The sequence below is a fragment of the Pseudomonadota bacterium genome (assembly GCA_039028935.1).
Lineage (GTDB): Bacteria > Pseudomonadota > Gammaproteobacteria > Steroidobacterales > SZUA-146 > SZUA-146.
In genome coordinates, this window is the sequence record JBCCHD010000001.1 from 92,664 (window position 1) to 103,557 (window position 10,894).

Here is a 10,894-nt window from a genome sequence, read left to right on the forward strand (position 1 = left end):
ACACTGGGACTCAAGTTTCCCTCGGGCGAAATGACATGACGACACTGTCTGCTTACATCTCACTTGATACAACCAGTCGCTCGATTGGCGCCGACGAGGTGGCCGCGTTGCTGCAAGCATCCGCCGTTCAACACGGTACATCGGTGTCGCTCACGCGAACCGGCACGCGCGGTCTGTTCTGGCTTGAACCGATGATCGAGTTCGACACCGACGCGGGGCGTGTCGCGTTTGGTCCGCTTGACCCCGGCGATGTGCGCGCGGTGTCGACAGTGATCTCGCCAAAGGGTGAACTCAATACCGAGCACCCGGCCTATCTTGGGTTGCTCGATGAGGTGCCCGAATTCGCCGGCCAGCTTCGCCATACCTATTCGCGAGTGGGCGTTACCGACCCGCTGTCATTGGCGCAGTATCGTGCGCACCACGGCTACGAGGGCCTGCAGCGCGCGCTGTCAATGAACAGTGACGATATCGTCGAAGAAATTGCGAATTCGGGCCTTCGTGGTCGTGGTGGCGCCGCGTTTCCAACGGGTATCAAAATGCGCACTGTGGCGGCGCAAAACGACACGCAAAAGTACATCGTCTGCAATGCGGACGAGGGCGACTCCGGCACGTTTGCGGATCGCATTATTATGGAAGGCGATCCGTTCTTGCTCATCGAGGGTATGACGATTGCGGGTGTGGCGTGTGGTGCCACTCAGGGTTACATCTATGTGCGATCCGAATACCCGCAAGCCATCACTTTATTGAACAAGGCGCTGGCAACGGCCTATGAGCACCAGCTGTTGGGCGAAAACGTGATGGCTTCGGGCAAACAGTTTGATCTCGAAGTGCGCAAGGCAGCCGGTGCGTATATTTGCGGCGAGGAAACCTCTCTGCTCGAAAGCTTAGAGGGCAAACGCGGCCTTGTGCGGTTTAAGCCGCCGCTGCCGGCGATCGAGGGACTATTTGGTAAGCCGACGCTCATCAATAATGTGGTGAGTTTGGTATCAATGCCTGAAATCGTGCGACTCGGTGCGGATAGTTATCATGCCCTCGGCGTTGAGCGATCCCGCGGAACACTCACGGTACAGCTCGCTGGCAACGTCAAGAAAGGGGGCCTATTTGAGGTGCCGTTTGGCACAGCACTGCGTGACGTGATTGAGCAGTTCGGTGGCGGCACGTTGACTGGGCGACCGGTCAAAGCCGTGCAAATTGGTGGCCCGTTAGGCGCATTTGTGCCGCCTGCCCATTTTGATATGCCGCTGGACTACGAAGCCTTTGCTGCGCGTGGTGCCATGATCGGTCATGGCGGGATGGTGGTGTTTGACGACACGGCGGACATGGGCGAGATGGCGCGGTTTTCGATGGAATTTTGCGCGATCGAGTCATGTGGCAAATGCACACCTTGCCGCATTGGTGCGGTGCGGGGTACGGAAGTGATTGACAAAATACGACGTGGCGAAGAGGTTGACGCACATCGCATTTTGCTGCGGGATTTGTGTAATACAATGGTCGATGGTTCGCTGTGTGCGCTGGGCGGCATGGCGCCGTTTCCGGTGCTGAGCGTTATGGACCACTTTGAGGAAGAGCTCTAATGGCTAGCTGGAAACGGGCAGAACCTGAACACGACTACGGCACGCCAGAGGTGTTGGCGTCGACGTTTGTCACGCTCACGATCGATGGTGCGGAAGTGACGGTGCCAGAGGGCACGTCGGTCATGCGCGCAGCCGCGATGAATGGCGTCAGCATCCCTAAGCTGTGTGCCAGTGAAGATCTTGAGCCGTTTGGCTCCTGCCGGCTGTGTTTGGTCCAAATTGAAGGACGCAAAGGCTTTCCAGCATCGTGCACAACCGAAGTGGCCGAGGGCATGGTGGTCAACACGCACAATTCGGATATTGCGCGTCTGCGTCGCAACGTGATGGAACTCTACATCAGCGACCACCCGCTCGACTGCCTAACCTGTTCAGCCAACGGCGACTGTGAACTTCAGGACATGGCCGGTGCCGTGGGGCTGCGCGAAGTGCGCTACGGTTACGACGGCGCCAATCATATTAATGACGAAGCGGATCGATCGGGCGCCTACTTTGACTACGACCCTAGTAAGTGCATCGTCTGTTCCCGCTGCGTGCGTGCATGTGAGGAAGTGCAGGGCACGTTTGCGCTGACCGTGGACGGTCGTGGGTTCGTGTCTCGGATCGCCGCCAGTCAGAACGATAACTTCGCTGATTCCGAATGTGTATCGTGTGGGGCGTGCGTCAAGGCGTGTCCGACCGCAACGCTCATGGAAAAGTCAGTCATTGAAATGGGCCAACCTGAAAACGCCACCATTACCACGTGCGCCTATTGCGGCGTCGGCTGTTCGTTTCGGGCCGAAATGCAAGGCGATCAGCTTGTTCGCATGGTGCCCAACCGCGATGGGCATGCCAATCACGGGCACTCGTGTGTGAAGGGACGCTTTGCATTTGGTTATTCCAATCATCCTGATCGCATTACAACGCCCATGATTCGTGAGTCGATTCATGAGCCATGGCAACAGGTTGATTGGGAAACGGCCATCGAATTTACCACCAATCGACTCAAGCATATTCAGAAAAAATATGGGCGACGATCGGTGGGTGGCATTACCTCGTCTCGCTGCAGTAACGAAGAAACCTATCTCGTGCAGAAGTTTATTCGGGCGGGCTTTGGTAATAACAACGTCGATACCTGCGCCCGCGTCTGTCATTCACCTACCGGCTATGGCCTGAAAACCACCCTTGGCGAATCGGCGGGCACCCAGGCCTTCGATTCGGTAATGAAGTCGGACGCGATAATGGTCATCGGGTCCAATCCTACCGATGCGCATCCGGTGTTTGGTTCGCAAATGAAACGTCGCATTCGACAAGGTGCCAAGGTCATCGTGGTTGATCCACGCCAGATCGATCTGGTGAGCAGTCCGCACGCCAAAGCCCATCACCACCTGCAGCTCAAGCCGGGCACTAACGTGGCCATCATTAACGCGCTGGCGCATGCGGTGATTGATGCGGGTCTAGAAGATCGCGCCTTTATCGCCGAGCTCTGCGAAGACGAGGCCTTTGATATCTGGCGTGAATTTATTATGCGCGAGGAAAATTCACCCGAGCACCTGGAGGCCTTTACCGGCGTACCGGCAAGCGACGTGCGGGCCGCGGCGGTGACGTTCGCCAGTGTACCTAACGGTGCTATTTACTACGGACTGGGAGTCACCGAGCACAGTCAAGGCTCCACGATGGTGATGGGGATTGCCAATCTTGCCATGCTCACCGGTAATGTAGGTCGCGAAGGGGTTGGCGTAAATCCCATGCGCGGACAAAACAACGTACAGGGCTCGTGCGACATGGGCTCATTCCCGCACGAACTGCCGGGCTATCGCCATCTTTCCGATGTGGATTCGCGTCGACTGTTTGAGCGTGAGTGGGGCGTTAATCTCGATCCCGAACCGGGCTATCGGATTCCCAATATGTTCGATGCGGCTGTCGAGGGCAGTTTCAAAGCGCTGTACATTCAGGGCGAAGACATGGCGCAATCCGACCCCGATACTCAGCATGTACACAAAGCGCTGTCATCGATGGAGTGTGTCATCGTGCAGGATCTGTTTCTCAATGAAACCGCCAAGTTCGCGCATGTATTTTTACCGGGATCCTCATTCCTCGAAAAAGACGGTACGTTCACCAACGCAGAGCGACGTATTTCTCCCGTGCGAAAGGTGATGGAGCCACGGTCTGGCCTGGCCGACTGGGAAATCACGATGGCGTTGTCGAACGCGATGGGTTATCCCATGACCTATACCCACCCAAGCGAAATTATGGATGAGATTGCGCGTCTGACCCCAACATTTACCGGCGTTAGCTACGCGCGGTTGGACGAGCTGGGCAGCATTCAATGGCCCTGCAACGAGACGGCGCCAGAGGGCACACCCACCATGCATGTCGACGGGTTTGTGCGAGGCAAGGGTTATTTTGCGCCCACACCGTTTGTCGAAACCACCGAACGCTCGACGCGCAAGTACCCACTGCTGATGACCACGGGTCGCATACTGTCGCAATACAATGTGGGCGCCCAAACGCGCCGCACAGCAAACATGCAGTATCACGACGAAGACGTGCTTGAAATGCATCCGGCTGATGCGGAGACCCGCGGTATCAAAGAAGGCGACTGGGTTGGCATCAAAAGTCGCGCTGGAGAGACCGTAATGCGTGCGGTGATGTCAACCAAGGTGCAGCCGGGTGTTGTGTACACCACCTTCCACCATCCGCACTCGGGCGCTAATGTGGTGACGACGGATAATTCCGATTGGGCCACCAATTGCCCTGAGTACAAAGTGACGGCGGTAGAGGCCTATCCGGTCAGTCAGCCGTCGGAATGGCAGCGCAACTTCCAGAAGTTTACGGATCAGCAGATTGACTACCTGGGCTCGGCGATGGCTGAGCAAAAAGTGCGCTAGCGATGACTGTTCGAGTGGATAAGCTCGTGCGCATGGCTCAGCAGATTGCCGATAACAATAGTTTTACCCCCGATGTCGACGTGGTTGCCGCCAAAGTTGCCGATCATATTCAACGTTTCTGGGATCCACGCATGAAGCAGCAGATCATCGACTACGCCAATTCTGGAGAAGCGCAATTGACCCAAGTCGTGACGCGAGCGGTAAGCCTCATACGCGTGGAGACCTAACCCATCGTCGGTATTCTATTCGCCGCCGCGCGTAGCGCCGTGGTGAGTCCGGCTGACGATCACGCCGACTGCAGGGATTGGGTTGCTTTTGACCTGCAGTTCGATAGGCTTCGCTCATGACTTCCTCCGATCTTCTTCGTGTCGCCTACTTAGGGCCGGCCGGTAGCTACACCCAGCAGGCGGCACAGAAACGCTTTAGCGACGCGCGTTTGGTGTCGTGTGCGTCGATCGAACAAGTGTTTGCTGCGGTGGGCAATGCCGAGGCCCAGTATGGTGTGGTGCCGATCGAGAACATGCTGCAGGGCTCAGTTACCGAGACGCAGGATGGACTCTACACGTGGCACGACTCGGTACGCATACACGATATGCTGGTGATGCCGATCGCCCATGCGTTGGGCGGCGTCGGCGTATCGCTCGACGCGGTACGTGATGGCATACAGACTGTCTATTCCAAAGATCAGGCGCTCAAACAGTGTTCGGATTATCTAGAGCGCGTATTTCCCAATGCGACCTTGATTGAAGTGGACAGCACCAGCCTCGCGGCAGAACGCGTCATGTCGGCGAACGATCCGACATTGGCCGCCATTGCCAGCGAGGCGGCGTTCGCTCAAGTCGGTCTGACGGTACTCGATACGCAGATCGGCAATATACGCGACAACAAAACTCGCTTTGCAGTGCTTGGGCCACCCAATCCGGATTTGGCCAATGCAACAGGCAGTGACGCCACCGCCTGTGTTATTTATCCACCAGGCGATCGCGTCGGTATTTTGGAAGAAATTCTCGCGGTAATCAGTCGTGATCACGGACTGAGTTTGTCGTCGATTCACTCTCGCCCTGATCGTCGCGGTGCGTTTCGATTTTATATAGAAATTGAAGGGCATCTGAAAGATGCCGCCGTTCGACACTGCATCGACGCACTTCGCCGAAAACTGGCCGATGATCTGGCCGAAATTTTGGTGTTCGGTAGCTATCCCAGGTGCCCCTTTAACCCGCCCAAGCTCAGCACAATCGGCATTGTCGGCGGTACGGGCAAGATGGGAGCCTGGTTTCGCGAGCTGTTTGAAAAAGCAGGCTATGAGGTGTTGTTATCGGGACTTAACAGCGAATTGAGCGTCGAGCAGTGCGTCAAGCAATCGCAGGCGGTATTGCTTAATGTTCCGATCACCCATTCGGTTCAAGTTGCGCGAGACGTGGCGGCTTGGCTGGAGCCTGGGCAGCTCGTGCTCGACAACACGTCGGTGAAGGGGCAGGTGATGGATGCCCTTCTCGACGCTGTGCCAGAGGGCGTTGAAGTGCTGGGTATGCACACCATCTTTGGTCCAGAAGTCGACTCGTTGCGTAAGCGGAATACCGTGTTTACTCGCACGGCCAAGTCCGGCGAATTGGCTGAAGAATTTGAACACATTTTTTATAAATACGGTGCGCAGCTGAGCTATACCGATGAAGCCAATCACGACCAGCAGATGGCTTTTCATCAGAATCTTGAGCACTTTACCAAGCTGGTGTTGGCGGAAGTGCTGTCTAAACATGTGGCCGACCCATCGGGCACGGTGGCCTACAGCTCGCCAAATTCGCGAGCGTCGCTGCGTACGATGGCGCGCGTCCTGAGGGTGGATGCGAAATTACTCGCGGATATTCAGGCGCACAACGAGCAAGGCCCGGAAATGCTTCGCCAATTCATGACTATTGCGCATGAGTTGCTCGCGCTGATTGAGAACAAAGACTTTGATGCGTTGCTCCAACGCATACAGTTCAACTCAGACGCACTGGGAGAAGATCTGCTGGCAGAGCTGCTTTATAACGAGTAGCTCGACGACAGATGCAGGGGTGAACGACGCTGAGAACGTGTAGCGAGCACCCACTTCCACCTTTCTTCCTCGTGCTTGCGCGCACTTTTTCCGGCATTGTGTGTTGGGCTGGCTCGGTAGAGCCTGGAATCTCCGACTCGTCGCCATGTTTGCAGTGCACTGTCGAGATGCCGCGCAAAGTTTCCCAGCACCGCCACTGGACCGGCCAACGGTCGGCCCTTAGAATTCCGCCATGTCATTGATTCGGATGGACGACATTTCGCTCGCCTTTGGCGAGCAGGTGATTTTTCGGCAGGCCAATTTCGTGCTTGAGGAGGGCGAGCGCGTTTGTCTTATTGGTCGCAACGGGGCGGGCAAATCCACGCTCATGAAGCTTATTACCGGTGAGTATCAGACCGATGATGGGGAGATTCATCGGCAACCGGATGTGCGGATCAGTCAACTGCGGCAGGAGCTGCCGGAGTACTCAGAGCTTACAACTCGTGACGTGGTGGCCACAGGGCTGGCGCGGCAAAGAGAGTTGATTGATCGGTTCGAGGCGTTATCTGCCGACACCGGACGTGCCAATCAGCTCAATGAGCTCGAAGCGCTTCAGCGACAAATCGAAGCGGCGGGTGGCTGGGAACCCGGTCAGCAAGTGGACACCATGATCGCCCAGCTCGAGCTCCCAGCGGATAAGCGATTGTGTGATTTATCGGGTGGCTGGCAGCGACGTGTGGCGCTCGGACGCGCGCTGGTGTCCAAACCGCACATATTGATGCTTGACGAGCCAACTAATCACCTGGATATCAGCACGATCTCATGGCTCGAACGGCGCGTTCAGTCGTACGACGGGAGTGTGGTGTTTATCACTCATGATCGCTTGTTTTTACAAAAACTGGCAACACGCATCGTTGAGCTGGATCGCGGGCAACTGATCAGTTGGACGGGTGATTACAAGAAATTCTTGCGGCACCGCGATGAAGCCAATACCACCGAGGATGCGCACAACGAATTGTTTGATAAAAAACTCGCTCAGGAGGAGGCATGGATTCGGCAGGGCATTAAGGCAAGGCGTACGCGCAATGAGGGTCGAGTGCGGGCGCTACAGGCAATGCGCGAAGAGCGCGCCGCGCGCATTAAGCGGGCTGGCAAAGTTCGCATGCACATCGAGGGTGCGGGCGCGTCGGGCAAGAAAGTCATTACCGCGCGTAACATCACGCACGGTTACCATGGCGAAACGCTGATTAAAGGTTTTTCGCTAAAAGTCATGCGGGGAGACCGTATTGGGCTGATCGGGAATAATGGCGTGGGCAAAAGCACATTGCTGCGAATATTGCTTGGTCAAATCGAACCGGATGAAGGCTCTGTCAAGCTCGGTACACATCTTGAGACCGCCTATTTCGATCAGATTCGACGCACACTCGACGGCGATCAGACGATCGTGCGCTATATTGGCGAAGGCAAAGACTACATCACGTTGGGCAGTAAGCAAACGCATGTGATTGGCTACTTGAAGAACTTCATGTTCTCGCCCAAGCGTTCAATGACGCCCATACGCGCGTTGAGCGGCGGTGAACGCAATCGAGTACTGCTGGCAAAACTGCTCACCCGTCCGGCCAACTTGTTAGTGCTCGACGAGCCCACTAATGACCTGGATGTCGAGATGCTCGAGGTGTTGGAAGAGCAGCTTGTGAACTACGACGGCACACTGATTATTGTGAGTCATGATCGACAGTTTTTGGATAATGTCGTCACGTCCGTGTTGGTCTTTGAGGAAGAGGGCAAAGTCGAACAGTACGTGGGGGGTTACAGCGACTGGCATAGACGAAACAAGAAACTGTTGATCAAAGACGAGCAGCAGGCCGCCCAGCGCAAGAAGGAGTCCGACACCGCGAGACGAAATGAGAAGCCTGCGCGAACCAAACTAACGTACAAGCTGCAGCGCGAGTTAAATGCTCTGCCGGAGACGATTTCGAGTCTCGAAGAGGAGGTCGAAACGCTGCGTCGCCAGACGCTGGCGGCGGGTTTTTATGAGCAAGACTATGAGCAGATGCAAAGCGTGCTTGATCGTTTGACGGCCGCCGAGACGGCGCTTAACGACGCCACGGAACGTTGGATTGAGTTGGACGATATGTGAGCGCCGGGACGCTGCACACGCATGCGCTGTTCTGTATTGAGGGGCGAGGTCAGCGGCGGTAGAGCCAATGCGCTCTTGCCTGACGGCGCGCAAGCGAAGGCCGCAGCGATCCACCGATGACCGTTAATGCGGTGTGGGTCAGGCTCGGCGCGACAGCATCACGACGAGAACGTGTCGCAGGCGCCGACATCGCCAGTTTCAAGCCCGCGCCGAAACCAGTACATCCGTTCTTCGGATGAGCCGTGAGTAAACGCTTCTTCAACGACCCGGCGGCCGGCCATTTTTTGGATGTGATCGTCACCGACAGCGGCCGCCGCACGAAGGCCTTCTTCGATATCTCCCTCTTCGAGCACCTGTCGCTGTTCGTGCGCATGCCGTGCCCACATGCCGGCATAGCAGTCGGCCTGTAACTCCATGCGCACCTGGATTTGATTGCTCTCGGCCTGACTGCGCGCCTGGGCTTGCGCGGCGCGGACACGATTTGAAATGCCCGTTACCGTTTGGACGTGATGGCCCACTTCGTGTGCCACGACATAGGCCAGTGCGAAGTCACCGCTCGCGCCCATGCGCTGCAGTTGATTGAGAAAGCTCAAATCAAGATACACCCGTTGGTCGGCCGGGCAATAAAATGGCCCGCTCGCTGCTTTGCCGGTGCCGCAGGCGGTGGGGGTTGTGTTTCGATAGAGAACTAACGTAGGGCGGGGGTAACGCTGACCAGCGTTGGCGAACACTTGATCCCAAACGTCTTCCGTGTCGGCCAGTACAACCGACACAAAATCGCTCACTTCTTTTTCTTGCGCGCTTTGTTGGATGGCGCCAGAAGACGAAGTCGAGGTTTGTTGACGCCCCATGTCCTGCATGACTGTCGCTGGATCTTTGTTTAAAAGAAAAATCGCAACCAGCGCCATAATTATTGCCCCACCGCCGAGGCCGGCACTGCGTTTGACGCGCTGTCCGCGTCGATCGTCAATGTTTTTACTCCTGCGTCCCCGTTCCCACCGCATCGCGTGCCCTCTCGCTGTTTGTGATGATTTGCGCCACATCGTGTGCGGGTAAAGTATACCCCTATTTCGTAAGTTGCCCCTAGCAATGGGCGAACAGAGACAACAAATCAGGCGCTTACCTGGCTTGGGTTCACGATTTTTGACGCTCCGCCTCTGATTGGATAAAAAGAGGGCATGTACACGCATCGTAATGTTCCTTTTCGTCACGCGCTCGGTGTGTGGTGGCTGTCCATTGCGTTAGCGCCTGCGGTTGAGGCGCAGTCCGTTCAGGTCATTGGCGACAATGGTGGTAAGACTTGCTATCGTGCTGCCGAACTGGCGGTTTCGACTCATGTTGCTTCGAAAGACGATGTCGCGGCATGCACGCGCTTTCTTGCTCAAGACCGGATCACCAAAAGCGATCGGGCAGCGGCGTTGGTTAATCGCGGAATTCTCGAAATGGCTGCAGGTGATCATGCCGCTGCACGTCGGTCGTACGACGACGCGTTACAGTTGGCAGAGAACCGAGGTGAAACCCGCATCAATATTGCCAATATCTATATGCACCAGGCGCGTTATCGCGAGGCCGTTTCGGAGTACACCAAGGGTATTCCGCTCATGAAGCGACGCCAGCATGTCGGCTACCTGAATCGCGGTCTTGCCTACGAGTATCTTGAGGAATACGAGGCGGCGGGTGCTGATTATGCGCGCGCATTGAACCTCGCGCCGCAATGGATTCGGGCTAAAAAAATGCTGGCTCGTGTGCGGCTAAAACAGTCGCCTTAAGCCGCGTTGCGGATTACAGACGCGACGTTTTCGCGATAGCGGCGAGGTATCGTCGACATTCCGCCTCGATGGTTTTACTTTCCGCCGACGGTGTCCCGACTCAAATGCACCAACGTGTCGGCATGTTGCTCCCAGTTCTGCCCATCGAAATCGCGAATCACCATGTCATCGGGAATAGTGTCCAGACAGCGTGCGTTTACCGAATAGCCATCGGGATTAGAGCGCGGAATATAGAATGGGCGTGCTCCGCATACCGAACAAAAATAGTGCTTCGCAATGCCGGAGTTAAAGGTGTAGCACGAGAGCGATTCCTCGCCGGCCACTAAACGAAAGGCGGAGGCTGGTGTGATGACATGCAAAAATCCGGTCTTGGTGCAAATGGAGCAATTGCATCGAATCGCCTCAAGCGGCGGTTTGACACGCACTTCAACACGAACAGCGCGGCAGTGGCAGGCGGCGTGCAGTAACATGTCGATCTATCCTCCTCATAGTATTGGCGCCTCGAATGCGCATGGTAGCGTGTTTATTCC

The 10,894-nt window shown here is 56.1% G+C and carries 8 protein-coding genes; 6 read left to right on the forward strand and 2 right to left on the reverse strand.

Going from position 1 to position 10,894, the window contains the following annotated elements; all coding sequences use genetic code 11:
• Positions 1–35: 35 nt before the first annotated feature.
• From AAF465_00370 to AAF465_00390, 5 genes are all read left to right on the forward strand, one after another.
• Positions 36–1,574, forward strand: coding sequence for an NADH-ubiquinone oxidoreductase-F iron-sulfur binding region domain-containing protein (locus tag AAF465_00370; GenBank protein ID MEM7081181.1), 1,539 nt, complete (start codon positions 36–38; stop codon positions 1,572–1,574).
• Positions 1,574–4,441, forward strand: coding sequence for a formate dehydrogenase subunit alpha (fdhF, locus tag AAF465_00375; GenBank protein MEM7081182.1), 2,868 nt, complete (start codon positions 1,574–1,576; stop codon positions 4,439–4,441). Before AAF465_00370 ends, fdhF begins: the two co-directional genes overlap by 1 nt.
• Positions 4,442–4,443: 2 nt before the next feature.
• Positions 4,444–4,668 (forward strand): formate dehydrogenase subunit delta, encoded by a 225-nt coding sequence (locus AAF465_00380; GenBank protein ID MEM7081183.1) that lies wholly within the window; start codon positions 4,444–4,446, stop codon positions 4,666–4,668.
• A 116-nt stretch (positions 4,669–4,784) separates the two neighbouring features.
• Positions 4,785–6,476: a prephenate dehydrogenase/arogenate dehydrogenase family protein gene (locus tag AAF465_00385; GenBank protein ID MEM7081184.1), complete on the forward strand. Its 1,692-nt coding sequence runs from the start codon at positions 4,785–4,787 to the stop codon at positions 6,474–6,476.
• A gap of 232 nt (positions 6,477–6,708) precedes the next feature.
• A complete protein-coding gene (locus AAF465_00390) occupies positions 6,709–8,595 on the forward strand; it encodes an ATP-binding cassette domain-containing protein (GenBank protein MEM7081185.1) in 1,887 nt (628 codons plus the stop codon).
• A gap of 158 nt (positions 8,596–8,753) precedes the next feature.
• Here AAF465_00390 and AAF465_00395 read toward each other — a convergent pair whose 3' ends face one another.
• Positions 8,754–9,599, reverse strand: coding sequence for a neutral zinc metallopeptidase (locus tag AAF465_00395; GenBank protein MEM7081186.1), 846 nt, complete (start codon positions 9,597–9,599; stop codon positions 8,754–8,756).
• Positions 9,600–9,773: 174 nt separating this feature from the next.
• On the opposite strand from AAF465_00395, the gene AAF465_00400 reads away from it, so the two are divergent.
• On the forward strand, positions 9,774–10,364 hold the full coding sequence (locus AAF465_00400) for a tetratricopeptide repeat protein (GenBank protein MEM7081187.1): 591 nt from the start codon (positions 9,774–9,776) through the stop codon (positions 10,362–10,364).
• Between the two features lie 74 nt (positions 10,365–10,438).
• On the opposite strand, the gene AAF465_00405 is transcribed toward AAF465_00400, so the two are convergent.
• Positions 10,439–10,834, reverse strand: a complete 396-nt coding sequence (locus tag AAF465_00405) for a GFA family protein (protein ID MEM7081188.1) — start codon at positions 10,832–10,834, stop codon at positions 10,439–10,441.
• Positions 10,835–10,894: the final 60 nt, after the last annotated feature.

Excerpts from the sequence above, each read along its gene's own strand:
- AAF465_00370 (MEM7081181.1), top strand. The coding sequence starts at position 36 with ATGACGACACTGTCTGCTTACATCTCACTTGATACAACCAGTCGCTCG.
- fdhF (MEM7081182.1), top strand. The coding sequence starts at position 1,574 with ATGGCTAGCTGGAAACGGGCAGAACCTGAACACGACTACGGCACGCCA.
- AAF465_00380 (MEM7081183.1), top strand. The coding sequence starts at position 4,444 with ATGACTGTTCGAGTGGATAAGCTCGTGCGCATGGCTCAGCAGATTGCC.
- AAF465_00385 (MEM7081184.1), top strand. The coding sequence starts at position 4,785 with ATGACTTCCTCCGATCTTCTTCGTGTCGCCTACTTAGGGCCGGCCGGT.
- AAF465_00390 (MEM7081185.1), top strand. The coding sequence starts at position 6,709 with ATGTCATTGATTCGGATGGACGACATTTCGCTCGCCTTTGGCGAGCAG.
- AAF465_00395 (MEM7081186.1), bottom strand. The coding sequence starts at position 9,599 with ATGCGGTGGGAACGGGGACGCAGGAGTAAAAACATTGACGATCGACGC.
- AAF465_00400 (MEM7081187.1), top strand. The coding sequence starts at position 9,774 with ATGTACACGCATCGTAATGTTCCTTTTCGTCACGCGCTCGGTGTGTGG.
- AAF465_00405 (MEM7081188.1), bottom strand. The coding sequence starts at position 10,834 with ATGTTACTGCACGCCGCCTGCCACTGCCGCGCTGTTCGTGTTGAAGTG.